General features: G+C 69.5%; 21 protein-coding genes. 7 read left to right on the top strand and 14 right to left on the bottom strand.

Features of this window, described 5'->3' with window-relative positions:
* The first annotated feature begins 224 nt into the window (after positions 1-224).
* Entirely contained in the window at positions 225-2,699 is a 2,475-nt protein-coding gene (locus ACGFZW_RS16145) for an alpha-L-arabinofuranosidase C-terminal domain-containing protein (RefSeq protein WP_393893749.1), read from the top strand.
* A gap of 132 nt (positions 2,700-2,831) precedes the next feature.
* Here the strand turns inward: ACGFZW_RS16145 and ACGFZW_RS16150 are convergent, their stop codons facing one another.
* Positions 2,832-3,704 carry a hypothetical protein gene (locus ACGFZW_RS16150; RefSeq protein WP_393893750.1) on the bottom strand — a complete coding sequence of 291 codons (873 nt, stop codon included), beginning with the start codon at positions 3,702-3,704 and terminating at the stop codon, positions 2,832-2,834.
* 346 nt (positions 3,705-4,050) lie between these two features.
* Here ACGFZW_RS16150 and ACGFZW_RS16155 point away from each other — a divergent pair, with 346 nt between their 5' ends.
* Entirely contained in the window at positions 4,051-4,377 is a 327-nt protein-coding gene (locus ACGFZW_RS16155; protein ID WP_393893751.1) for a plasmid stabilization protein, read from the top strand.
* Between the two features lie 147 nt (positions 4,378-4,524).
* On the opposite strand, the gene ACGFZW_RS16160 is transcribed toward ACGFZW_RS16155, so the two are convergent.
* The gene (locus tag ACGFZW_RS16160; protein ID WP_393893752.1) at positions 4,525-5,892 is read right to left on the bottom strand and encodes a chloride channel protein; all 1,368 of its coding nucleotides are present in this window, start codon (positions 5,890-5,892) and stop codon (positions 4,525-4,527) included.
* A gap of 790 nt (positions 5,893-6,682) precedes the next feature.
* Between ACGFZW_RS16160 and ACGFZW_RS16165 the strand changes: the two genes are divergently transcribed.
* Positions 6,683-7,993: a cation:proton antiporter gene (locus tag ACGFZW_RS16165; RefSeq protein ID WP_393893753.1), complete on the top strand. Its 1,311-nt coding sequence runs from the start codon at positions 6,683-6,685 to the stop codon at positions 7,991-7,993.
* Between the two features lie 120 nt (positions 7,994-8,113).
* On the opposite strand, the gene ACGFZW_RS16170 is transcribed toward ACGFZW_RS16165, so the two are convergent.
* Positions 8,114-8,752, bottom strand: a complete 639-nt coding sequence (locus ACGFZW_RS16170) for a TetR/AcrR family transcriptional regulator (RefSeq protein ID WP_393893754.1) — start codon at positions 8,750-8,752, stop codon at positions 8,114-8,116.
* A 101-nt stretch (positions 8,753-8,853) separates the two neighbouring features.
* On the opposite strand from ACGFZW_RS16170, the gene ACGFZW_RS16175 reads away from it, so the two are divergent.
* Positions 8,854-9,579, top strand: coding sequence for a hypothetical protein (locus tag ACGFZW_RS16175; RefSeq protein ID WP_393893755.1), 726 nt, complete (start codon positions 8,854-8,856; stop codon positions 9,577-9,579).
* Between the two features lie 39 nt (positions 9,580-9,618).
* On the top strand, positions 9,619-10,095 hold the full coding sequence (locus ACGFZW_RS16180; RefSeq protein WP_393893756.1) for a DUF6086 family protein: 477 nt from the start codon (positions 9,619-9,621) through the stop codon (positions 10,093-10,095).
* Here ACGFZW_RS16180 and ACGFZW_RS16185 read toward each other — a convergent pair.
* From ACGFZW_RS16185 to ACGFZW_RS16225, 9 genes are all read right to left on the bottom strand, one after another.
* Positions 10,071-10,898, bottom strand: a complete 828-nt coding sequence (locus ACGFZW_RS16185) for an SDR family oxidoreductase (RefSeq protein WP_393893757.1) — start codon at positions 10,896-10,898, stop codon at positions 10,071-10,073. The two genes, ACGFZW_RS16180 and ACGFZW_RS16185, sit on opposite strands and share 25 nt — an antisense overlap.
* Positions 10,899-11,076: 178 nt before the next feature.
* Positions 11,077-11,829 (bottom strand): FadR/GntR family transcriptional regulator, encoded by a 753-nt coding sequence (locus ACGFZW_RS16190; RefSeq protein WP_393893758.1) that lies wholly within the window; start codon positions 11,827-11,829, stop codon positions 11,077-11,079.
* Positions 11,830-11,846: 17 nt separating this feature from the next.
* Complete coding sequence (gene denD / locus ACGFZW_RS16195) at positions 11,847-12,917, bottom strand: D-erythronate dehydrogenase (protein WP_393893759.1); 1,071 nt, start codon at positions 12,915-12,917, stop codon at positions 11,847-11,849.
* On the bottom strand, positions 12,914-13,717 hold the full coding sequence (gene otnI / locus ACGFZW_RS16200; protein ID WP_393893760.1) for a 2-oxo-tetronate isomerase: 804 nt from the start codon (positions 13,715-13,717) through the stop codon (positions 12,914-12,916). The genes denD and otnI overlap by 4 nt, the downstream gene beginning before the upstream one ends.
* Positions 13,718-13,755: 38 nt before the next feature.
* The gene (locus tag ACGFZW_RS16205) at positions 13,756-15,060 is read right to left on the bottom strand and encodes an MFS transporter (RefSeq protein WP_393893761.1); all 1,305 of its coding nucleotides are present in this window, start codon (positions 15,058-15,060) and stop codon (positions 13,756-13,758) included.
* A gap of 49 nt (positions 15,061-15,109) precedes the next feature.
* Positions 15,110-15,784 carry an aldolase gene (locus ACGFZW_RS16210; protein ID WP_393893762.1) on the bottom strand — a complete coding sequence of 225 codons (675 nt, stop codon included), beginning with the start codon at positions 15,782-15,784 and terminating at the stop codon, positions 15,110-15,112.
* Complete coding sequence (gene otnK / locus ACGFZW_RS16215) at positions 15,781-17,061, bottom strand: 3-oxo-tetronate kinase (protein ID WP_393893763.1); 1,281 nt, start codon at positions 17,059-17,061, stop codon at positions 15,781-15,783. Before otnK ends, ACGFZW_RS16210 begins: the two co-directional genes overlap by 4 nt.
* A gap of 1 nt (position 17,062) precedes the next feature.
* Positions 17,063-17,980 (bottom strand): L-threonate dehydrogenase, encoded by a 918-nt coding sequence (gene ltnD, locus ACGFZW_RS16220; protein WP_393893764.1) that lies wholly within the window; start codon positions 17,978-17,980, stop codon positions 17,063-17,065.
* A gap of 616 nt (positions 17,981-18,596) precedes the next feature.
* Positions 18,597-19,748 (bottom strand): FAD-dependent oxidoreductase, encoded by a 1,152-nt coding sequence (locus ACGFZW_RS16225; RefSeq protein WP_393893765.1) that lies wholly within the window; start codon positions 19,746-19,748, stop codon positions 18,597-18,599.
* A gap of 169 nt (positions 19,749-19,917) precedes the next feature.
* Between ACGFZW_RS16225 and ACGFZW_RS16230 the strand changes: the two genes are divergently transcribed.
* The gene (locus ACGFZW_RS16230) at positions 19,918-20,535 is read left to right on the top strand and encodes a TetR/AcrR family transcriptional regulator (protein WP_393893766.1); all 618 of its coding nucleotides are present in this window, start codon (positions 19,918-19,920) and stop codon (positions 20,533-20,535) included.
* A 31-nt stretch (positions 20,536-20,566) separates the two neighbouring features.
* Here ACGFZW_RS16230 and ACGFZW_RS16235 read toward each other — a convergent pair whose 3' ends face one another.
* Together ACGFZW_RS16235 and ACGFZW_RS16240 are read right to left on the bottom strand one after the other, a co-directional pair.
* A complete protein-coding gene (locus tag ACGFZW_RS16235; RefSeq protein WP_393893767.1) occupies positions 20,567-21,802 on the bottom strand; it encodes an epoxide hydrolase family protein in 1,236 nt (411 codons plus the stop codon).
* Between the two features lie 156 nt (positions 21,803-21,958).
* Positions 21,959-23,560 carry a sulfatase gene (locus tag ACGFZW_RS16240; protein WP_393893768.1) on the bottom strand — a complete coding sequence of 534 codons (1,602 nt, stop codon included), beginning with the start codon at positions 23,558-23,560 and terminating at the stop codon, positions 21,959-21,961.
* 479 nt (positions 23,561-24,039) lie between these two features.
* Here ACGFZW_RS16240 and ACGFZW_RS16245 point away from each other — a divergent pair, with 479 nt between their 5' ends.
* Positions 24,040-24,555, top strand: coding sequence for a hemerythrin domain-containing protein (locus ACGFZW_RS16245; protein WP_393893769.1), 516 nt, complete (start codon positions 24,040-24,042; stop codon positions 24,553-24,555).
* The last annotated feature ends 192 nt before the right edge of the window (positions 24,556-24,747 follow it).

Consider the following 24,747-nt stretch of genomic DNA (forward strand, 5'->3'; position numbering starts at 1 on the left):
GGCCCGTAGACCCGGGCGCGACGTCTGGCGGGGCCGCCCCGGTTCGCCGCTTCGAGCGCGAAGTGCTGTGAGAGGGCGAGCAGTTCGATGTCACGGGCGGCGATCGGTCGGCCGAATTCCGTTGTGCGCAAAGCGTTGACCCGCATGGCGTCTCTTCCTAGGGTGCCGTTCGAAGTTCTGATCGACGTCCGATATTTCGAACAATCCCCTTAGAGGATGTGCGTATGGCACGCAGACGATGGCGGCTCGGACTCGCCCTGGGAGCCTTGCTCGCCGGAACGCTCGCCGCAGGACCCGGCGTGGCGGCCGAGCCCACCGATTACACGATCGCCGTCGACTCCACCCGTACCGGCGCCGAGATCGACAAGACCATGTACGGCGTCTTCTACGAGGACATCAACCGCGCCGCTGACGGCGGACTTTACGCGGAGCTGGTACAGAACCGGTCCTTCGAGTACCAGGCCGCGGACAACCGTGCCTACACACCGCTGACCTCGTGGGCGGTCTCCGGCAGTGCGAGAGCCGTGGACGACGGCGGTCGGCTCAATTCGCGTAACCGCACCTACCTGTTGCTCGACGGCGGATCATCCGTCACGAACTCCGGCTACCACACGGGCATCGCGGTGGAGAAGGGGAAGCAGTACGACCTCTCCTTCTGGGCTCGCACCGAGGGAACGACGTCTCTGACGGCCGGCATGAACGACTCCCGTGGCGAACTCGCCGCAGTCCGCCGTGTCGTCGCACGCGGCGGCTGGGCCAAGTACGCGGCGACGTTCACCGCGCGCCGAACCTCCACCACCGGCCGGCTCACCGTAGCCGTGGACCGGTCGGCCGCGCTCGACATGATCTCCCTCTTCCCCCGCGACACTTACAAGGGCCGCAAGAACGGCCTGCGCAAGGACCTCGCGGAGAAGGTCGAAGCCCTGGACCCCGGTTTCCTTCGCTTCCCCGGCGGCTGCCTGGTCAACACGGGAAGCCATGAGGCGTACGACGAGAAGTCCGGCTGGCAGCGCAAGCGCTCCTACCAGTGGAAGGACACCGTCGGCCCGGTCGAGGAGCGTGCGACCAACGCCAACTTCTGGGGCTACAACCAGAGCTACGGGCTCGGCTACTACGAGTACTTCCAGTTCGCCGAGGACACCGGTGCGATGCCGCTGCCCGTCGTCCCCGCACTCGTCACCGGCTGCGGCCAGAACACGGTCATCGAGGACGACGCGCTGCTCGAGCGGCACATCCAGGACACCCTCGACCTCATCGAGTTCGCCAACGGACCCGTGACGAGTGAGTGGGGCGGGAAGCGCGCGGCGATGGGGCATCCCAAGGCCTTCCACCTCACCCATGTCGAGGTCGGCAATGAGGAGAACCTGCCGACCGAGTTCTTCGCCCGCTTCCAGCGGTTCCGGTCTGCCGTCCAAGCCAAGTACCCGGATATCACGGTGATTTCGAACTCGGGTCCCGATGACGAGGGTGCCATTTTCGACGCCGCGTGGAGGCTCAACAGGGAAGCGGACGTCGACATGGTCGACGAGCACTACTACAACAGCCCGCAATGGTTCCTGGAGAACAACCACCGCTACGACTCCTACGACCGCGCCGGGCCGAAGGTCTTCGTCGGCGAATACGCCTCACAGGGCGCCAAGTTCTCCAACGCCCTCGCGGAAGCGGCGTTCATGACCGGCCTGGAACGCAACGCCGACATCGTGAAACTTGCCTCGTACGCACCGCTGCTCGCGCACAGGAACGACGTGCAGTGGCAGCCCGACATGATCTGGTTCGACAACGCCAGATCCTGGGGGTCGGCCAACTACGAGACGCAGAAGCTGTTCATGACCAACGTCGGTGACGAGGTGGTCCCCTCCACCTCCTCGACCACACCTGCCGCTTCCGGACCCATTGCCGGCGCCGTCGGCCTGTCCACCTGGGCGACCAGCGCCGCCTACGACGATGTCCAGGTCACCGACGCCGACGGCACGTCCCTCCTGGCCGACGACTTCTCATCGGGTGACGGCCAGTGGACCGAGGCCACGGCCGCCGGCTCATGGGCCGTGCAGGACGGGGCGTACGTCCAGTCCGACGAGGCCGCCGAGAACACCCTGGTCACCGCTGGCGACAAGGGCTGGCAGAACTATGACCTGAAGGTGAAAGCCACCAAGAAGTCCGGAAAGGAAGGCTTCCTCGTCGCCTTCGGCGTCAAGGACACCGGTAACCACTACTGGTGGAACCTGGGTGGCTGGAACAACACCCGGTCGGGCGTGGAGAAGACCGTCAACGGCGCGAAACAGACCGTGGTCCAGGACGGGACGACCGTCGAGACGGGCCGCATCTATGACCTCCGCGTCGAGGTGCGCGGTCGCCAGGTGACGCTCTACCTCGACGGAAAGAAGTGGGGCGGCTTCACCGACAAGGTGGCCGAGCCCTTCCGGCAGGTCGTCACCCGCGACAAGGCTACCGGCGACCTCGTCCTCAAGGTCGTCAACGACCAGGCGACGACGGCCCGTACGAAGATCGACCTCGGCGACCGGGCGGAGGTCACACCAACCGCCCGGGTGACCACGCTGGCCGCCGACCCGGCCGCGGAGAACACGGAGGAGACCCAGCCGGTCAAACCGAAGACGTCGACCTTCGACGAAGTCGACAACGCCTTCTCGTACAGCTTTCCCGCGCACTCGGTGACGTTCATGCGCATCAAGACGGAGTGAGCGAGGCAGCGGCAGCAGTCGGCAACCTCCTCTTACCCGAGTGGCGACGGCAGCCGAGCCGCTTCTGACACCCACGCGCAGTGCGGTCCCGCGCCTTCGGTCGGCGGAAAACGGGGGTCGTAGGCCCCGTGCCTACTGATGCTTTTCTTGACGGGCCAGCCTCTCCGCCTCGGCACGTTCCTGCTGAGCCCTCCGGCGCGCTGCATGTTCGGCCTTGGCCGCGTCGTGTGCCCGGGCACGGGCCCCTTCGAGACGGTCCTCGGCTTCACTTTTTCGGTGTTGGGCTTCTTCGAGCTGAGCGGTCAGGGCGGTTACCCGCTCCTGGCACTGGTCGCGTTCGGCTTCCGCTGCTTGCCTCGTCGCTTCGGCCTCGCGCAGATCGGCACTGCGTGCCCGTGCGGCGGACTCGCTCTCGTCCGCCGCTGCGCGCGTTGCCTCCAGCTCTCGGCGCCGCCGAGGGGCGTGCTCGGCGTGGTGGGCGGGGGTTCGGGTGTGCGGTTCTGCGCCGGACGTCCTGCTGCCTGCGGGGGCTGCGGCCAAGTCGGTCGGTGGGGTGAGTGCTTTGGTCAGCCGGCCGGTGGCGAGCCGTCCGGCGGCATCGGCATCAGCCACGGCGGCGTGGAGGGTGGCCTCGACCTCCCACAGCACACTGTCGCTGATGTTCTGTCCGGCCTCGCGAGCGAGTTCCTTTGCCTGTCGGGCCATCGAGGCGGTCACCAGGTGCTGCTGTCGTCCCAGCTGCTGCAGATGCTCGGTGTCCAGTGTTCGGTGGGCCTCGCGCAGTTGCTTTCCCACCTCCAGCAGCTGGTGCACCTCGTCCGGCTGTCGATGGACGAGCAGGTTGGCGGCCCAGGCCGCCTGGGACGGGCGTCGCAAGCGGCGGATCCGGGCGGTCAGGTTCCGGTCGCCTGCCTCTTGGGCCTGGGCGGCGCAGGCGTCGCGGGCAGCGATGAACTCCGCGGGGCGCAGGGTGTACAGCTCTTCGGCGACGGACTCGAACTCCACGGCGGCTCCTCACAGCACGACGAACCCCTTCCCGGTTTGTCCGGGAGCCCGCCGGTGGCAGCTGCATCCGGGTGAAAACGACCGGAGGGTCGAGTGCACCCTCTACCCGCAGTCGGCCCCTCCCACCAGCAGATGAAGGCTGGTGAGCTGGGTGGGATGTGGGGCCGTCCACCGGCTGAGGACCTCACCGACCGCGGAACCGTTCGGATCTACCTGGACGGCTCGTTCATGTCGCGCGCCGCAGGGGTTAGACGTGGAGTAGAAGTGCCCGCCCACGGCCTGGACCGGTGCCGGGCAGCGGACGCGGCGCAACCGTCGATGGCCACAGCAGGACCGAGGAGCTGAGATGCCCGCAGGGTCGAGCAAGAAGCGCGAGCGGCAGTACGAGCGCATCAAGGAGAACGCCGAGCAGCACGGCGTCTCCGAGCGGCGCGCCAAGGAGATCGCCGCGCGCACCGTCAACAAGGAGCGTGCCCGCGCGGGCGAGGCGAAGCAGGCGAGCAAGACGTCCCTTCGCGACCCGAAGTCCGCCTCGCAACGCGGTGGCGAACGCTCACACAAGGGGCCGCAGGGACCCACCAAGGACCAGCTGTACGAAGAGGCCAAGAAGAAGCACATCGACGGCCGCTCGTCCATGAACAAGGAAGAGCTGCGCAAGGCTCTTGGGCGCTGACCTGCTGAGACCTTCCGCGACGGCGCCGGGGACGTGTGGCATCGCCACGTGCTCCGGCGCCGCGACCTGACATGCGGGAAACCGTCACGTCGGTCCCGCGCACACCAAGGACGGCGTCCTGGTGCGTGTGTGGGGGGCGTTTGGGGGTCAGGACGTCGCGGTGGTGCCCGCAGGATCCCCGCGGGGGCGTCGCGGCTCGGCAGACGGGCCGGTGGGCAGCAGCTCGGTGGTGATGAACGCGGCCACGGCTGCCAGGATCACGACAGGGATGGTCTCGGCGTTCCCGAGCACCAGCACCACCAGGGCCACACTGCTGACCGGCAGTCGCAGGGCGCTGGCGGCTGCTGCGGCCATGCCCGTGGCCGCGGCGGGAACCACCCCCAGCCCGGGCAGTGGTGAGCACAGCACACCGGCCGCCGCGCCCAGGAACAGGGCAGGGAAGACGAGGCCGCCTCGCAGGCTTCCCAGACAGAGGGCGTAGGCGGCGGCCTTGAACAGCAGGACGGCCAGCAGCGCCCCCACGCTCCAGGCATGGGGGTGGGCGGCCAGTTCGGCCAGCGTCCCCTGGCCGGACGAGGCGACGTCCTCCGGGGTGCGGCCGGAGATGACGGCGTACAGGGCTGCGCAGCCCCCGGCGGCGATCGCGCAGATCACCGTCCGCGGGAGCGGGGCTGCCGCGACGAACGCGCCGGCCAGCCGGCCACCGATGATGATCAGGTGCACCACTACGCCGATCGCAACCGCCAGCAGGATGGACCACACCACGTCCCCGGTGTCCAGACTCGACGGAGGGGCGGGGAAGTGGACGGCGAGGCTGCCGGTCTCCAGGCCGGTCCAGCGTCCGAAGCCGGTGAACACCAGCGCGCCCACGCCGCTGGACAGCAGGGACGGGAGCATGACCGCGAAGAGCTGGGGGCCGCCCACGCCCGCTACTTCGATCAGGAGTACCGCGGCGATGAGCGGGTTGCCGAAGATTGCGGCGATCGCCGCGGAGGCGCCGGCCGCGCCCAGCAGGGCGGTGCCCTGAGAGGTGGCGGGGGCGCGGGCGAGGTCTCGGAACAGCAGGGCCAGGCCGCCGCCGAGTGCGATCAGCGGGGCCTCAGGACCCAGGGCCGCGCCGAGCGGCAGGCTCGCAATCGCGGCGATGATCACTCCGGGCAGGGCGGCCGAGGAGGCGCCGCCGGCATGCAGACCGGTTGCGGGAATGTGCCCGCCCGCACCCGGCAGACGGGTCACCACCAGACCTACGACGACCCCGGCTGTGGCGAGCAGGGGCAGCGGCCACCACGCGGGCGGGGTGGCCCAGCCCAGCGCTTCGGGCAGGTCCGCCCACATCACGTGCTCGAGCTGGTGCAGACCGACCAGGAACCAGAAGGCCGCCAGGGAGATCGGTACACCGATCAGACAGCTGAACACGAGGGCCTTGCGATACGCGGGGGTGCGCAGCAGGACCCGCAACCGGTCCGCTTCCGAGGGTTCTTCGGCCGTTTCCGGCAGGGCTTTCCGCTCCGTCATGGATCAGTCCTTCGAGACCGGGGACGAAAGGGGGTGTGCGTGACGCAGCTCCGGTGCTGAGGTCGGCCGGCGCTGCCGGAGCCCGAGCCGCACCGCTCGGAACATCGCCGTCGCGATCAGGCCGGCCAGAACGATCGATCGGCATCTGCAGAACCGGCTCCGTCCTGCTGCGCAGCGGGCGTGGGCCAAGAGAGCAGCAGGAACAGGGGCACTGCCGGTGGTCAGGACCTCGCGAGCCGCAGCCGCACACGATGGGACGCTGCCGCCGGTCCGGGTCGCTGCCCCGTACGCGCACTCATGAGGGCCGTGGTCCTCCTTCGGTGCCGCTCCGGCCGTACGGTGCCATGCACCGACGCCGTCCGTGGACACGCGAGCGGTGAAGGAGCCGGGAGCGCGGCCACGCCAGGACGGTGCAGCCAGCCGGCCGAGGCCGCCGATTGACCGCTCTGCGGTGCGCACCCGTCCCACAGCACCGAGCCGCAGTACCGGCCGACGCGGCGACTTTATGCACGCATCCAGGAGCAGTGGCACAGGCGCGCCGACCGTGACCCGCCACGCGCGGCAGCCCGCAGAAGACGCCCGCGGCCCGGGCATGGGCCGTCCGTCGGGGGCGTCGCAGCCATCAGCCACCTGCGACGGCCACGGGCACGATCGAGGCGACACGCGCATGCCGTGAATGAACTCGGGCCGAGGCGGAATACCGCACGCTGGCACGATCGCGCTCGGTCCACGCCGGCGTGGACCGCCGGCCCCGGCCGCCGGGTGAGGGTCAGGGACCTGGAGCTGCTGGATGGACGGAACGCTCTCGCTCGTATTGCTGCTGCTGTTCCTGTGGGGGCTGTTCTCGCAGCGGGTCGAACGCGTCGAACTGACCGCTCCGGCCGCGTTCGTGCTCGTGGGTTTGGTGCTGGCGACATGTCTGGGGGCGATGGACCTGGACCCGCCACCGGGGACGGTGAAAGGCCTGGCGGAGATCTGCCTGACCTGGATCCTGTTCACCGACGCGGCCCGGCTGTCGTTCCGAGTGCTGCGACCGGATCTCGGCCTTTACCTGAGGCTTCTGCTGATCGGGCTGCCCTTGTGCATCGGGCTGGGAGCGCTCCTGGCGCTCGGTCTCCTTCCGGGCGTAGGCGTCTGGGCAGCGGTGTTCGTGGGGGCCGCCCTCGCCCCCACCGACGCCGCGCTCGGAGCCTCGATGATGTCCGATCCCCTGGTGCCCGAGCGCGTCCGACGCCTGATCAACGTCGAGAGCGGCCTCAACGACGGCATCGCCACTCCCGTCGTGGCGGTTGCGCTGACCGGAGCCGCTGCCGCTGCGGGTGCAGGCCCTGACGCCACCGGCGAGGAGGTCGTGGAACTCGCCGTCGGTCTCGCCTACGGCGCGGCGCTCGGTCTGGCCGGAGGGGGGCTGCTGCGCGTGGCGCTGCGCAAGGGCTGGGCAGGCGAGGATTTCGCGGGTCCGGCGGTGCTGGCCCTCGCCCTGCTGTCCTACCTGTCCGCCGTCGCCATCGGCGGCAACGGGTTCGTCGCCGCGTTCGTGGCCGGACTGGCCTTCGGCACCGCCTACGGCGGTGCGCCGTCCTGGCAACTGCAGTTCACCGAGCAGTCGGCATCGGTGCTCTCCTTGCTGGTGTGGCTGCTGTTCGGTGCGGTCCTGGTCCCGGCCGCCTTTCCGCACATGACATGGCAGGCGGGCCTCTACGCGTTGCTGAGCCTGACGGTGGTTCGGATGGCCCCCGTGGCCCTGTCGCTGCTGGGCACCGGGATGGACCGTGCCACTGTCGCGTTCGTCGGCTGGTTCGGCCCCCGGGGGCTGGCCACCATCATCTTCGGGCTGCTCGCGGTCGAGGACCTCGCCCCGGCTGTCACGCACCAGGTCGTTCCCGTACTCGTCTGCACGGTGTTGCTCAGTGTCCTCGCACATGGCCTCAGCGCGGGGCCACTCGCGCGACGTTACGGCGCCGCGGCGGCCTCAGGCGGCGCCGACCGGCAGGGCCCGTCGGCGTACGACGTACCGGTCCGGCGGCTGGCGGGCAACGCGGACCACGGAAGCGGAGCCGGCCGTGCTCGCCGACTGCGGTGGCCCGGCAGAAGACCGTGAAAAACGCCTGCTCGTGCCTGCCTTGCGGTTCTGGGAGTCGGCCTGCGATCCCCGGGGCCGGGGCCTTGGAGCGCCGCGGCCCCTCCGTCTCCGTCCACGCGCTTCGTTCCGGGCTCCCTCCTACGACCTCGGCGGCCCCGAGGCCGGGGCGGCGTCGGGTCGCAGGAAACGGTGGAGGATCAGTCGCAGGGTGGGGAGTTGATCCGCCGGGTTGAACGACGGTTCGGTGGCGGCGCTGGTGTAGAGAGCGGCGATGAGTGCCATGACCCAGCCCGCGGCGTCGTCGGGGTTCAAAGTGGGGTCGATGTGGCCGCTCGCGGCCGCGTTCTGCAGCAGGGCCGTGATGGTGGACCGCTCCTCGTCGTTGTCACGGCTGAGCAGCGCTTCGAGTTCGGGGTCGCGGTGGGCCTGGATCATCGCCTCCATGACGAGGGCCGGGACCAGCGGCTGCGTTGCGGGGGCGGCGAGGAGGTCGACGGTGTCGAGAAGGGCGTTCCAGGGGTCCTCAGAGGCGCGGGCGGCGGCGAGGCGCTCGGACTTGGTGGTGCCGTCGTCGTGTTCGTCGTCCTCGAAGACGGCGTGAAAGATCGCGCGCTTGTTGGGGAAGTAGTGGAACAGGTTGCCCGCGCTCATGCCGGCTGCCTTGCAGATTTCCGCTGTGGTGGTGCGCTCGAAGCCTCTGGCGGCGAAGAGCTCAGTGGCGGCGTTGATGATGTGCCGGCGCCGCGCTCGGTGCTTGGCCGGGTCGACTGTTCTCATCGTGGGCTCCTTCTGGTCGGCTCTCGGCTCATTGGCCAATAATAGATTGAGTGCTCGGTTTATGATGGCCCGGCACGTACGAAGGACAGCGAGGGGGACATATGGACATCGGCAAGAGTCCCGAACGGGACCCGATGGCGGCTCAACTCACCGTGCTCGGCCGGTCGGCGTGGGGCACGGCAGCCGTCTACGTCGCTCTGGTACTGGCGGGGACGGGTGTGGGCTGGCTCGTCGGCCCTCTTGCCGATTGGCTCGTGACGCTGCCCTGGGCGCCTCTGCAAGGGCCTGCCCGGCTTCTTGGGTCGATCCCCGGCCCGGTGCTGCCCGTTGTGGGTTCGGTGGCGGGGCTGGTGGTCGGGCTCATCGCGCAACACGAGGAGCTGGTCATTCGCCTGTCGGACGAGTCCGTTGTGCTCAGCCGCAAGGGCCGGGACCAGGGGACGCGGCACGACGCCATCGCCACGGTGTGCCGGGACGGCAAGTATCTCGTCCTGCTCGGCCACGATGGCGGGGAACTCAGCCGGGAGCTGTGCGAGCTGGATGCCGGCCGAGTTGCCGATGCGTTCACCGACCACGGCTATCCATGGGCGGACGCCGATCCGCACCAGGGCGAGTTCCGCCGCTGGGTCCCGGGCACTCCCGAACTGCCGCACGCCGCGAACGCCTTCCTCAACGCCCGCCAAGGCGCCCTGGAGAAGAAAGGGCCATCGGACGACGACGTTCGCGAGCTCCGCGAGGAACTGTCCCGTCTCGGTGTCGTCGTACGGGACGAAAAGCGACGTCAGTACTGGCGGTCATTCGGCCAGTCGGGCCCAGCCGCGGAATGAAAGGCACCGGCCGGAAGGACCAACAGCGAAGAGGCCGCATTGAGTCAGTACTACGACGTTGGTGACCGGACCCTGTGGAACCCGTCCGGCGGGGTCTCCCGGTTGTTCATGAGCCAGGTGAGCGTCTGTCAAGCCGAACTGGGCCTGCCGTCCGGCATCGGACCCATGCGGGCTGACGAGTGCCAGATCGATCCCGTCCGGTTCGCAGCGTTCGTCGACGCCCTGCTCGCGTGGCACCGGAGAGCGAGTCACCCCGTCATGGCTGCCCTGTCCGAGGGGTTCGTCACCACGGTGGTGGTCCTGGCGGAGAGAGCAGGCATCGAGGTGAAGTGGCAATCAGCAGGCCCCGCCCGAGCAGGCGGCCGGGACCTCTCCGAGGAGGCGTGGGCAGCCGCCGTTCAGCAGAAGTCACGCGAGCTGGGCCGCTTCATGGCGGGCCGAGCCCGATCTGCCAACACCCTCGGGGGCGAAAGCCTTCCGAAGGCGGGCGTTCAAGCCGTCGGGGTGAGGAACTGACGGCCACCGCGCAGCGTGGTGCGCAGCTTGCGCTGGGTTGCGCGGCTGTCGAGGCGTACGTCGAGGGCGCCGGGAAACGCGCTGTCCGCCCGCAGACCCGTGGGCAGTCGGGAGCCGTCGAGTCCGTCGCGCCTGGCGATGAGGACGCCGAGTTCGTGACGGCTCAGGGCCTCGCTTCCGCCCAGATGGTGGATGCCGCTCGTATCTCCCGACGCGAGTTCGATCAGAGCTGCGGCCAAGTCGGCGACATGTACGGGGCAACGGATGTCGTCTGTGAACAGGGCCCCGGTGCGTGCCCCGGCGGCAAGCTCGTGCACCGCATGTTCGTGTACGGACTGCCCGTCGCCGATGATCAGCGAGGTGCGGGCGACCACGGCGTCCGCCCGCACGAGAAGAACCCCGGTCTCCGCCGCGGCCTTCGCCGCCCCGTACGGGGTGACGGGATCGGGCGGGCAGGACTCGTCGTAGTGGACGCGGGCGCCGGAGAACACGGCGTTACTGGAGACATGGATCAGACGGCTGCCGGACTTCGCAGCGGCCATCGCCAGACGGATCGGGCCCTCCGCCGTGACCGCCCAGTCGGCCTTGCCGCTCGATGCGTTGATGACGACATGAGGGCAGACCTCGGCCACGACCGCTGCCACCCTTCCGGGGCCCCGCAGGTCGAGGGCGTGCCAGGTGACCTCTCGAATGCTCCCGGGCCCGGTCGCGTAGGTCGCGGCCGTCGTGTGTCCGGCCGCTGACGCTTGCCGCGCCAACTCGGCACCCAGGAACCCGGAACCACCAACGATCAGAACTCTCACGGCGCCACACCCTGGACCTGGCCCAGAAGCAGCACCACAGAAGGTGAGCCAGAGCCCGCTCTCGACAACGGCGGCGTCGATGGAGGCCGGCGCCCGGAGACCCCGGGAGCCGTGGATACGCCCCGGGGACGAGTCGCATGGTCCGTCCCCGGGGTGTATCCGCGGGCAAATATGCAGGTCAGGGCGCTGCGCCCAAGTCGACGTCCAGGTCGTTCGTCTCCGACCAGAAGCCCTCGTCGGCGTCCTGGAGCCGGGAGGCGGCGTGCTTCATATGACGGCGCACGGCCGTGCTGGCCGCTTGCGCGTCGCCGGATTCGATGGCCGCCAGGATCGCGTGATGCTCCACCCGGACCGCCTCGATGAAGTCGTTCCGACGCGCCTCGTTGGCCCGTGTGACGCGGATGCCGCTGCGCAGCACCTCACCGAGGTACCGCACGGTCGAGACCATCACCGCGTTCCCGGTCGACTCGGCGATGGACTGGTGGAACGCGAGGTCCTCGTCCACTCCGTCACCACCGGCCGCGACCGCTTTGTCGATCGCGGCCAGGGACTGCCGCATCCGGGCGATGTCGTCCGCCGAGGCACGGGTGGCCGCGAGCGAGGCCGCCTCGCCCTCCATGGCGCGACGGACCTCCACGATCTGCAGCACCTTGGACTTGGTGCCGGAGGCATCGGCTTCGAGGTCGAGCGGACGGGTGCGCCGGGGCATGACGAACACGCCCCGGCCCTGGCGCGGTTCGACGAGGCCCGCGCTGCGCAGCCGCGACACGGCCTCGCGGATCACCGTGCGGCTGACGCCGAGCTGCTTGACCAACTCCACCTCGGTCGGCAGCTTGTCGCCCTCGGCCAGACGTCCGGACTCGATCTCCTCCGAGAGGATCGCGGCGACCCGGTCCGCGAGCCGTACGGGGCCACTCACCTTGGAGAACATGCTCGTCAGTCTATCCGTCAGGGCCTGACCGCACCGGCCGTGGGCAGCTCACCGGCGGCGAGGGCCCCGGGGTGGTCCTCGGCGTACGCCCGTACGACCGACTCGAAGCTCTCGTCGGGTTCGAGCCCGAGCGCCGTGGCACGGGCGTTGTCGAAGACGGCGGGCCACGAACCCACGATGGCTTCGACAGCGGGGTCGGGCGCGACCGTCACCAGGTCGGCGACGGCGTCGCCGGCCACCCGGCGCAGCGTGTCCAGCATCTCGGCGACCGTCACCGTGAGCGCCGGAAGGTTGACCGGAAGCCCGCCGTCGAGCTCTCCGGGGCCGCTGCCGCGCTCTGCTTCGGCGATGCGGAGGATGCCCTCGACGGTGCGTCGCGGAGAGGCCAGGGCCACCCGCAGGTCGGGGCTGACCGGGCAGGTCGCCGGGACCCCCGCGAGCGGCTCGCGGATGACGCCGGACAGGAAGCCGGACGCGGCCGCGTTCGGCTTGCCCGGCCGCACCGAGACGGTCATCAGGCGCGCGACGCGTCCGTCGACGAAACCCCGGCGGGTGTACTCTGCGACCAGCTGCTCACAGACGCGCTTCTGCGTCCCGTAGCTCGATTGCGGTGTGGGCACGGTCGACTCGCTGACCACGGGCGGCAGCGGCAGTGCGGGGTCGGAGCCGTAGACCGCGACGCTGCTGGAGAACACCACCCGGGGTGTCGGGCCGCCGGCGGCCGACTGTGCGCGGGCGGCCTCCAGCAGCGCGCGGGTGGTGTCCAGATTGGCGCTCATGCCGAGGTCGAAGTCGGCCTCGCATTCGGCCGAGACCGCGGAGGCCAGGTGGATCACGACATCCACCGGCCGGGCGAAGATCTCGTCGAGGTGCTCGCTCAGCTCGCCCTGCACGACGTCCACCGTGGGGTATCCCCTGCTCGAAGAGCTTGGGGAAGGGCCGGCGGCCACCGCCGACCCGGCCGGGACGAACCGGTCGGCGAGCACCAGACGGTCCACGGGTACACCGCACAGGGCCCGCCGCCTGAGCAGAGCCTCGGCGACCTGCCGGCCCAGGAAGCCGAAGCCACCGGTGATGACGATCCTCATGCGTTCTCTCCTCGGTAGTTCGCGATCCAGCCGAGCCCCTCGCTCGTACCGGCGCGGGGGCGGTATTCGCAGCCGATCCAGCCGTCGAAGCCCAGCTCGTCGACGACGTCGAACAGGTGCCGGATGTCGAGTTCGCCCCGGTCGGGCTCGTGACGGTCGGGCACACCCGCGATCTGCAGATGCCCCACGCGGCCGGTCGGAAGGTCCCGGCGCAGCGTCGTGGTGAGGTCGCCCTCCACGATCTGGCAGTGGTACAGGTCGAGCTGCACCTTGAGATTCGGGGCGCCCACCTCCTGCACGACGGAGTGCGCCTCGGCCTGCCTGCGCAGGAAGTAGCCCGGCATGTCACGGCCGTTGATCGGCTCGATCAGGAGATCGACGCCCACCGTGGCGGCCCGCGCCGCGGCCCAGGCCAGGTTGGCCAGGTAGGTGTCGCGGTGGGCTGCGAGCTGCGTGGGCGTCGCGTCCGCGGGCACGACACCTGCCATCACGTGCACCTGGCCGCAGTCGAGCGCCGCGGCGTACTCCAGTGCCCGGTCGATCCCGGAGCGGACCTCGGCCTCGCGGCCGGGCAGCGAGGCGATGCCGCGCTCGCCGGAATCCCATGCGCCGGGCGGCGCGTTGAACAGCACCTGCCGCAGACCGTGGTCGTCGAGCCGACGGCGCAGTTCGTCGGCTTCGTAGTCGTACGGGAAGAGGTACTCGACGGCCTCGAAGCCGTCCGCCGACGCCGCGGCGAAGCGGTCGAGGAAGTCGTGCTCGGTGTACATCATGGACAGGTTCGCGGCGAACCTCGGCATGCTTGCTCCTGTATTCGGTCCGGGCGGACCGGACCCGGTCATCGGTTGACGACCTGCTTCTTGGTGGTGAGGACGGCGGCCGCGCCCACGACGAGACTGAACGCCAGGACGTACATCGGGATGGAGGCCGAGCCGGTCGCGTCCTTGAGCGCGCCGATCATGTACGGGCTGACGAAGCCGGCCAGGTTGCCCACCGAGTTGATCAGGGCGAGACCGGCCGCTGCGGCGGTGCCGCCGAGGAACGCGGTGGGCAACGACCAGAACAGCGGGGCGCAGGTCAGCACACCGGCCGCGGCGAAGGACAGGGCGATCAGGGACAGCACGGTGGAGCCGCTCCAGCCGGCGGCCAGGGAGAAGCCGACGGCGCCCATCAGGCTCGGGATGACCAGGTGCCAGCGGCGCTCGCGGCGCTTGTCCGCGGAGCGTCCGAACAAGTTCATCGCGACCAGTGCGGCCAGGAACGGAACGGCGCTGAGCACACCGATCGTGAAGTTGTTCTCGATGCCGGTCGACTTGACGAAGGTGGGCATCCAGAAGGTCAGGGCGTACTGGCCCATCACGAAGCAGAAGTAGATCAGGCACATCAGCCACACCTTGGGGTCACGGAAGCTGTCCCAGGCCCGCCCGTGCTTCTGGTGCGCGGTGTCCTTGGCGATCGCCGCCTCGACGATGTCCTTCTCGTCGTCGGAGAGCCACTCGGCGCTGCGTACGCCGTTGTCCAGGTAGAACAGCGTGGCGACACCGATGAGCAGCGCCGGGATCGCCTCCAGCAGGAACATCCACTGCCAGCCCTGCCAGCCGTTGACCCCCTGGAAGCGGTCCATGATCCAGCCGGAGAGGGGGTTGCCGAAGATGCCGGCCACCGGGATCGCCGACATGAACATCGCGATCACGCGTGCGCGACGATGGGACGGGAACCAGTAGGTGCAGTAGAGGATCACCCCCGGGTAGAACCCGGCTTCCGCTGCTCCGAGGAGGAAGCGGAGCACGTAGAACGTCGTCTCGTTGGTGACGAAGGTGAACGCCCCCGAGACCAGCCCCCAGGTGATCATGATCCGGGCTATCCAGGTACGGGCTCCGATGCGCTGCAGCATCAGGTTCGAGGGGACCTCGAACAGGAAGTAGCCGATGAAGAACAGGCCGGCGCCGAGGCCGTACGCCGCCTCGCTGAGACCGAGGTCGTCGGCCATCTGCAGCTTCGCGAAGCCGACGTTGACGCGGTCCAGGTAGGAGAAGACGTAGCAGAGGACCAGGAAGGGGACGATACGGAGAACGACCTTGCGGAATACGGCGTTCTCACGGGCGAGGCCGGGGGTCTCGGCCGTCGCTGTGGGCGTGGACATGCGGAATCCTTACTGCGGCTCAGGGGATTCTCCGACGGGCGGTGCGCGGTCACCAAGAGGCGCCGAACACGGCCTTGAGTTCGTCGAGAGCGGGGGAGGGGAGCGGCTCGGGGCGACGGTCGGTCAGGAGCCAGAGGCGTGCCGTTTCCTCGAGTTCTTCGAGTACGGCGAGAGCGGAGGCCGCGTCCGGGCCCCAGACCACTGGGCCGAGACGGTCGAGCAGGACGGCTCTGATCGGCGTGTCGCTCGCGGCACGGTCGGCGATGCGGGCGGTCACCAGCTTGGCGACACGCGGGTCGCCGGGCCGGTGGTAGGGGATGAGCGGGACGTGCCCGACCTTCATGACGTAGTACGGCGTGAGGGGCGGAAGCACGTCGTCCTGGCTCCACACGCCGGCCAGGGTGAGCGCGACGAGATGCGTGGAGTGGGTGTGGATGACGAACCGCGCCGTGGGGTCCGCGGTACAGATGCGTCGGTGGAGCGTCAGGGTCTTGCTGGCGCGGTCGCCCGCGATCTGCTCGCCCCCGGCGTCGACCAGGGCGAGGTGCTCGGGCCTGAGGAAGCCGAGGGCGGCGTCGGTGGGCGTGATCAGGTGGGACTCGCCGACCCGCGCGCTGATGTTGCCGGCGCTGGCGTGGACATAGCCGCGGGCGAAGAGGCTGGTGCCCACCCTGACGATCTCGGCGCGCGCCTGGTCCACGGCAGGGCTCGGGGGCGGGGTCATACGATCTCCCGGTCGAGGTGGGCGAAGGACGCGGTGAAGAAGCCGGGACCGCCGAAGTTGCCGGACTTCAGCGTGATGTGGAGGGTGCCCCCGTCGGGGAGCGCCGCCGCGCACCATGGCACACCGGGGTCGATCTGCGGTCCGATGCGCAGGCCGGTGAGGCCGAGTGCCTGGACGACCGCTCCCGAGGTTTCACCGCCGGCGACGACGAGCTGACGGACGCCGAGCTCCACCAGGCCCTGTGCGACACGTGCCATGGTCTGTTCGACGAGCTCACCGGCCTCGGCCACGCCGAGCCGGCCCTGGACGTTCTTGACCGCGTCGGCCGCCTCGGTCGAATAGACGAGGACCGGCCCCTCGCCCAGGTGCGAGGCGGCGAAGGCCAGGGCCTGTCCGGCCACGTCCTCGCCGGCCGCGATCCGCAGCGGGTCCACGCTGAACGCGGGGCGCCCGCTGCGCAGGAACTCCAGGACCTGACCGTTGGTGGCGGCGGACACCGACCCGGAGACGATGGCCTGGTGGCCGCCGGGCGTGGGCAGCTGGGCAGCGGCAGGAGACGGCTCGAACCCCCAGTTCGCGGGCAGGCCGATCGCCAGACCCGAACCGGCGGTCACCAGCGGCAGCTCCTTGACCGCCGTACCCAGCCGTACGAGATCGTCATTGGAGACGGCATCCACGATCGCGGCGCCGACGCCCTCCTTGCGCAGCTCGTCGACGCGCTCCCGGATCGCCTCGGCACCGGCGGCGACCACGGTGTGGTCGATGAGGCCGACGGGGCGCACCGTCTGGTCGCCGAGCACGGACACCAGGTTGGAGTCGGTCATCGGTGTCAGCGGGTGATGACGCATCCCGCTCTCGCCGAGCAGCACGTCGCCGACGAAGAGGTGCCCCTTGAAGACCGTGCGCCCGTTGTCGGGGAAGGCCGGTGTCGCGACCGTGAAGTCCGTGCCCAGCGCGTCCATCAGCGCCTCGGTGACGGGCCCGATGTTGCCGTTACGCGTCGAGTCGAAGGTCGAGCAGTACTTGAAGTAGATCTGCTCCGCGCCCGCGGAGCGCAGCCAGTCCAGCGCCCGCAGCGAGGCCGCGACGGCGTCGTCCGCCGGGGTGGTCCGCGACTTGAGCGCGATGACCACGGCGTCCGCGTCGACGGGCCCCTCGGTGTCGGCCTGCGGCACGTCGATCAGCTGGACCACGCGCATGCCGGCGCGCACCAGGTTGTTGGCCAGGTCCGTGGCGCCGGTGAAGTCGTCGGCGATGCAGCCGAGTCGGATTGCCATGTCAGACCTCCCCCTGCTCGGGCAGCTCGATCCCCGGGAAGATCTTGATCACCGCGCTGTCGTCCTCGGCTCCCAGGCCGGACGCCGACGCCTGCAGGAACATCTGGTGCGCGGTGGCAGCCAGGGGGAGGGGGAACTTCTCCGGGCGGGCCGCATCGAGCACGAGCCCCAGGTCCTTGACGAAGATGTCGACCGCGGACAGCGGCGTGTAGTCCCCGGCGAGCACATGCGCCATACGGTTCTCGAACATCCACGAGTTGCCCGCGCTGTGCGTGATGACCTCGTAGAGCGCCTCGGCGGGCACGCCCGCCTTGATGCCCAGCGCCATCGCCTCGGCCGCCGCGGCGATGTGCACCCCCGCGAGCAACTGATTGACGACCTTGACCTTGGAGCCGATCCCGGCCTCGTCGCCCAGGCGGTAGACCGTGCTGCTCATGGCCTCCAGCACCGGGTCGGCGACCGCGTACGCGCCCGGGGCGCCCGAGGTCATCATGGTCAGCTCGCCCTTCGCGGCCCGTGCTGCGCCCCCGGAAATGGGGGCGTCCAGGTAGAGCACACCACGCTCGGCGAGGCGCTTTTCCAACTCGGCGGACCAGCCGGGGTCGGCCGTGGAGCACATGACGTAGACGGAGCCCGGGCGCAGCCGCCCGGCCGCACCGTCGGCACCGAACAGGACCGACTCCACCTGCGCCGCGTTGACCACGACGCCGACCAGGACGTCGACCGCGGCCGCCAGCTCACCGGCGGAGGCGAAGGCCGTGCCGCCGTCCTCGGCGAAGGCCGCGGTCACGGCGGGGCGCAGATCGTGGACGCCCACGTCGAAGCCCGCGTTCCGCAGACTGCGCGCCATCCCGAGCCCCATGGCCCCGAGGCCCACCACGCCTACGCGCGGCCGTGCCGGCCTGTCCTGGTCGTTCATGCCCATCCTCGTCTCGCTGTCCCGTCCGGGCGCGCCCGGCTCTGAATTCGTGCGGCGATCGCGTCATATGATGACCTGAGGATGTGAGGTGCCGCACTGTGATGTCGGTCACAGGGAGGTGGGTGTGGCGGGCAGACCGCGGCGCGGGCAAGGGTGGGTGGCGGAACGGGTAAGGCGTGGCGGGCGACAGAGGTGGCGGGCAGGTAGCAGGCGTCAAAGTCCGCGCCGGAAAGCGGTAGGCAGTGCGATCTGCACGCCGGGGCCGCCGCGCACTCGCACCGCCGGCGGTAGGTGGTAGGTGAATTGCGGTAACGGCGGTGGGAATCCGTCGTCTTCCGTCACGCCGATCATGTCGATTCCGTCGGGCCGCCGGGCGCAGGCTGCCCAACACGGCGGCCCGCTACGGCGTTTGGGGCAATCGAGATCCCGTTGGCCCCGGGATCCCACGTTCCGCGCGAGAGTCCGAGAGTGGCACACGGAGAGACTTCAGGGATGACGGGGCAGATGCCCATTTCCCGGGCTGGGGCCGGTAGCCGTAAGCATGCTTGCTCGTCGGCTCGGCCGGGCCCGGCGAGGGCCCACTCGATGAGTCACCCGGATTCGGCCTCCCGCGGCGTCAGGTCTGGGCGGCTTGCTGGAACCGTGACATCCCGTCGGGGTCGGGCGCGAGCAGAAGATGCTCGGCACCGCCTTCGAGCAGCTCGGCCATTTCTGCCGAGCGCGGGAGCATCGACTTCTCGTAGCGGTGTACGGCGTCGTCGATGGTGGCGGACCGGGCGAGTGCGAGCGCGAGTTCGCAGGCGTCGAGCATGGCGAGGTTGACGCCGACGCCGAGCGGCGGCATGAGGTGTGCCGCGTCCCCCAGGAGCGCCACGCTGGGGGAGTGCTCCCACGTGTGCGGTACCGGCAGGGCGAAGAGCGGCCGATCGACGTAGGCGCCGTCGTTGTCGGTGATCATTCGGAGTGTCTGCGGTGACCAGCCTGCGTACTCGTTGAGCAGATGGGCGCGGATGCCCTCGGTGTCCTCCGAGTGAAGCCCGTTCGCCGCGATCCAGTCCACGGGGACGCGCTGCAGGATGTAGACGCGCATGTGGCCGCCGCTGTTGCGCTGCGCGAAGAGGCCCCGCTCGCCGTCCGCGATGTGTGTACTGCCCCTCCCGACCAGGTGGGAAAGCTCGGGGTGCGCGTGCTCCATGTCGTCGAACCATGCCTCCAGGAAGCTGACTCCGGTGTAGCGCGGAGTCGCGGGCGACACGGCGGTGCGGACGCGGGAGAAGGCGCCGTCCGCACCGATCACGAGATCCGCCTCGACGGCCGTCCCGTCGGTGAACGTCAGCGTTCGCGGCCCGTTGGCCGGCCCCCTCACCGATTCGAGAGTGCGCCCCCACTGCACCGTCCCCGCAGTGAGTGAGCGCACCAGGAGTTCGCGAAGCTGTCCGCGGTCGATCTCGGGCCGGGCCGTTTCGCCCTCGTCCGGCAGATGGTGGTCGAGGAGGCGTCCTGCTGGGTCCAGCTGGCGCATTTCCTGCCCCTCGACCCTGGCGAGCGCGAAGAACTCCTCCAGCAGGCCCGCTTCGCGGAGTGCGAGCTGTCCGTCGTCCTCGTGCAGGTCGAGCGAGCCTCCCTGGTTCCGGGAGTGCACCTCCGGGTCGCGGTCGTACACCGTCACCGCAATGCCGTGCCGCTGCAGGATGCGGGCGCACGTGAGGCCTCCGGGCCCGGCGCCGATGATGCCGATCCGCGCACGTGCGGGCGTCGGAGAGTCCACGGCGGACTCCTTTCGTCGGTGGGGTTCCCGGTGGCGCCATGGGTGGCGATCACCGGGTGCCGCGACCCCCATGGGGCGGCCCCTACGGAGACCACCAAAGCAGAAACGAGTCAGAAAGTGCAACTGTTCCAGTTTCTGCTTCGTTTCAGTTATGGGGTACGGTGAGGCCATGCCCGAATCTCCGACCGTTGGTCGTCGCGAGCGCAAGAAGGCGGCGACGAGGCAGGCCATCGCCGACGCCGCCCTGGAGCTCTTCCTGGAGCACGGTTTCGAGCGAGTGAGCGTCCGCGATGTCGCCGAGAAGGCCGATGTGTCGACGACGACCCTCTTCGCGCACTTCCCGAGCAAGGAGGCTCTGGTCTTCGACCGCGAAGAGGAAGTCGAGGCAGAGCTGACCGCCGCGGTCCGCGAACGGCCCGAGGGCCGGAGCGTGGTGGAGGCACTCCGCGCCCACGCGCTGAAGTCCTGGGTGCCGCTCGCGTCGGATCCTCGTCTGCATCAGTTCACCGCGCTGGTGGAGCGAACCCCCGCGCTCAGCGCGTACTCGGAGCGTATGTGGATGCGACATGCGGTCGCGCTGGGCGCCGTGATCGCGGAGGAGCTCGGCCGGGAGACGGACGATCTCGCATGCTCAGCACTCGCGAGGTTCGTCCTGCAATTCCCGACCCTGGCCAAGGGCCGACAGGATCCACGCGCGGCTGTGGAGACGGTGTTCGACCTACTGATCCACGGTTGGCGATCACAGCACGATCCTGGGGATGCGATCGCAGGCTCTGACAAGGGCTGACATGGTGAGGTTGATCGACCCCGACGGTCGTTCAGGGCCTGCGGCCGTGGAAGGTGCGGCGGAGGTCGCTCACCCAGGCGTCGGGGTTCTCCCAGGGGATGAAGTGGCCGCCGCGGTCATGGGCGTTGACGTTGACGTGGTTGAACCAATCAGCCTGGGGACCGGCCTTGAACGCCCGGACGCGCTCGTCGGCGGTGTGGACCCCGGGCGGGTTCTCGTACGTGACGAAGGTGAGGCCGACCGGGGCCTGCACGACCGGGGTACGGTCATGGGAGGGGGCCCAGGGGTAGCGGTTGGCGTTGGCGTAGTAACGCATCGACGTGGCGATGGAGTTGTTCACCCAGTAGATCGTGGCGTGGGTGAGCAGGTCGTCCTGGGTGAAGACGGACTCGACGTCGCCGCCGTTGTCGCTCCAGGCGTTCCAGCGCTCCAGCAGCCAGGCGAGCAGACCGGCGGGTGAGTCGCTCAGCCCGTGGGCCAGGGTGGCGCCGTCGAGCATGTGCACGGCGAGGTGGGACGCCGCGCGGTGGTCCATCTCGATGATGCGGGCGCGGACGTCGGCGGGCTGGTCGTCGGTGAGGGGCCGATTCCGGGCGAAGTCCCAGGCGCGGGGGCCGGTGAAGAAGTCGAGCGGCAGCCCGGAGCCGATGTGGATGCCGTACAGCGCGTCGGCGTACTTGTGGCCGAGTTGGCTGGAGACGATCCCGCCGATGTCGCAGCCCCCGGCGGCGTATTTCTCGTATCCCAGGGTCTCGGTCATCAGGGTGTGCCAGAGGTCGGAGACCTTCCAGAAGTTGACGTCCGGAAAGCCGGTGAGCGGGCCGGGGAAGCCGAAGCCGGGCAGGGACGGCACGATGACGTCGAACGCGTCGGCGGGGTCACCGCCGAAAGCGGCCGGGTCGGCGAGCGGGTCGATCACCTTCGACCAGTGCCAGAACGTCCACGGCCAGCCGTGGGTGAGGATCAACGGGATCGGGCCGGGGCCACGGCCGGGCTTGCGCATGAAGTGCACCGGGACACCGGCGACGCTCGCCCGGTAGTGCTCGTGGACGTTGATGGCGGCCTCGGCCTGGCGCCAGTCGTAGCCGTCCCGCCAGTAGGCGACCAGCTCACGGAGATAGCTGTCCGGGACGCCGTAGGACCAGTCCCCATTCCCTTCGTCCAGCGGTGGACGGGTCATTGTGAGGCGGGTGCGCAGGTCGTCGAGGACCTTGTCGGACACATGGATCGGGGTGGGCTCCAGGGGGAAGGCGTGCGGGGTGTTCATGGCGTGGTTCCTTACTGAGCAGAGGAAGCGGTGCCGTCGGCCTGTTGGGTGGTTGGCGGCGAGGCGGCCCACCCGCGGCGATCCCGATTCATGGGTCGTTGCAACGACCGGAATTCTGACACGCCATCATGAAACAGCTCGGGTTGCCCGACAGCTTCACCTGCGGCCGGGTCGCGAGCTGTAGGCGGCCAGGAAGCGGTCGCGGAACTCGTCCATCCTCCACACCGGTGCGCTCGCGCCGGGCTTCAGGCCGTCCTGCCAGCCCCAGTCGGAGATCCGCTGCATCACAGCCGGGTCGTGGGCGACGATCGTGATCGGTACGTCCCGGCCGGCGTTCTCGCCGGCGGCGGTCGCCACGGGCTGATGGTCCCCCAGGAAGACGAGCACGGTGTTCTCGTTGCCGTACTTCTCCACGTAGGAGATGAGACTGCGCAGTGAGTACGCGATGGCACGCCGGTACTCGGTGCGCACCCGTGCGGGGTCCTTCCACACCTCTTCCGGAGTCTTGCCCTGCTTCTCGATGGCGTCGTAGACCGAGCCGTTACCGACCTTCCCCCAGTCGATCATCTTGGGTATCGGCGCCCACGGGTTGTGACTGGAGACCAGGATGTTCTCCGACATCAACGGCTCGCGGTCCGGCTTGCCGTGCTCCAGCCGCTCGAAGGCCGCCAGGCTGTATTGGTCGGGTACCCGCGACCAGCTGAACTTCGGTCCCCTGTAGCCGAGATGATGGGTGTCGTAGACGTTGTCGAGGCCGTAGAACTTCCCCTCCGGCCAGGCCCCCGTCACGCCCGGCATGATGCCGACCGTCCGCCAGGCACGGGCCCGACGAAAGGCACCGGTGAGGGTCAGACGGTCGCTTGAGGTGACGCTGCGGTAGCGCTGCTGATTCTTGATCCACAAGCCTGACATGAAGGTGGAGTGCGCCAGCCAGCTCCCGCCGCCCGCTGTCGGTGAGGTGAGGAAGGCACTCCGGGAGGAGAATCCCGCCTTGCGCAGCCGACTGGTCCCGTCCGCGAGCACCGCGTCGACGGGCGATGCCGTCACCGGGTCCCGGAACGCGCTGCGGCCATAGCTCTCGATGAAAGTGAAGAGAACATCCTTGCCGCGCAGCCCGGTCAGCAACTGGTCGGCCGGGGTATCGCGGAAGGTGTCATCGGCGGCTTCCTTGGCGAACGCCTGTTTGTCCTGCAGGCCCGCACGGACCTGGTCCGCACGGTCCTGGACGAGGTCGGCGGTGGTGCGGGAAGCGACCGGCGCTCCAGCGATCTGCAGTCCGAGCGCGCCGCAGGTCATCCAGGTCGTACCCAGGACCAGGACGGTACGGGTCGCTACGGCGCTGCGCCGGGCCATGAGACGGCTCAGTCGGGCGACCGCCAGCGTCATGAGGACGAGCAGAGCGAGAACGAGGGCCACCACCCCGATGACGACGCCGATCGCACCGGCCCGGCCGACCGAGTCCGCGAGGAACGACTCCGCGTCGTCGAGCAGGATCCAGTCGAGCACCAGGTCGAAGGGCCGGCTGAGAACCGAGCGGAAGCCCATGTCGAGGAACTTCAGGACGGTCAGCACACCCAGGCCGACACCGGCGGCCACCGCCGCCGGCCGCCTCGCCTTCGGCGGCAGGAGGAGCAGCACGACGGCGCCGAAAATCCCCTCCACCGGGATCCGTGCGAACGTGCCGGGCGTGAGGCGGCCGAACTCGTTCGGCAGCAGGAGGGCGAAGAGCACAAGCAAGACGGCCAGAGCAGTGGTCATTCGCGACACGGCCCGTGCAGCCGCCGGGTACGTGCCTCGCCAACCACCCGCGGCGTCACGCTGACGACTGGCCGGGGCACCTACGCCGACATCCTCACGGGCCGCACTGCGCTCGGGCGTTGGGGCGTCCGCGCGAACGCCGGCGTCGTCACCTCCGTTGGCCTCTTGCCGGCCGACGCCGCCGTTCGGACCAGGCTCTTGAGGTCCGCCCCGCGTCCGGACGTCCTCCTTTGCTGCCGTATCCGATGTCGCAGTATCCGTATCCGTGTCCGGCTGATGACGAGAGCGAGGATTGGGGGACACCCGAGGGTCCTTCCGTGCGAAGCCCGGTGGTGGCACGGCGGACCAGGCTCGGGAGATCGGGCCGCCGTTATCTGTACGGCCTGTTCGAGGCTTGTGTTCAATGACCGGGGCGTGTCAGGAGGAATGAATGAGCTGATCGCTGCGGGGCATCCGCCTGTCAACGAAAGGTGGGTGACATGAGCGACCAGCTGACCGAGGCGGAAACGGATGTGGTGGCGCTGATCCTGCGGGATCACCGCACCATGGAGGATCTGTTCCGGGAAATGCGAAGTGTGGACGCGGACCGGAGCGCGGCTCTGCGCCGGTTCGCCGACCTGCTGATCGCTCACGCCGAGGCCGAGGAGCGCGAGGTCTACCCAGCGCTTCGCCGGTTCAAGAACGTGGACGATCACGATGTGGAGCACGGAAAGGAAGAGCACACCGAGGGCAACGAGGCTCTGCTCGCGCTGTTGGAGGCCGGTGAGCCCGGCACCGACGAATGGGACGAGAGGCTGGAGGACCTCGTACAGGCGGTGACACACCACTTGGACGAGGAGGAGCGGTCACTGATCAACGACACCCGGGAGAACGTCAGCGACGAGCGGCGGGCGGAACTCGGTGCTGCTTTCGTCAAGGCACGGCGGGACCTGTTGGCATCCGCTCCCGGCAGAGCCGAAAACGTACGCGCGGTCATCGCGGCCGCGTCCGCGTAACCGGGCCGGCACATACACCTGCGGGACGCGGACGCGAGGCCGTCGGTCAGTGCTCGGGCCCGCCGGCAGGCCGGTGCCGACCGGTTGAGTGGGCTGTCGCCGCCGAGCGTTGGCGCGGATGTGTCAACGCTCGGCCGCCTGGCAGTCCCAGGCGCGACCGACGCACGTTGTCGGCCGGGCGACCGTGGATGT

The organism is Streptomyces sp. NPDC048248, from assembly GCF_043201875.1.
Lineage (GTDB): Bacteria > Actinomycetota > Actinomycetes > Streptomycetales > Streptomycetaceae > Streptomyces.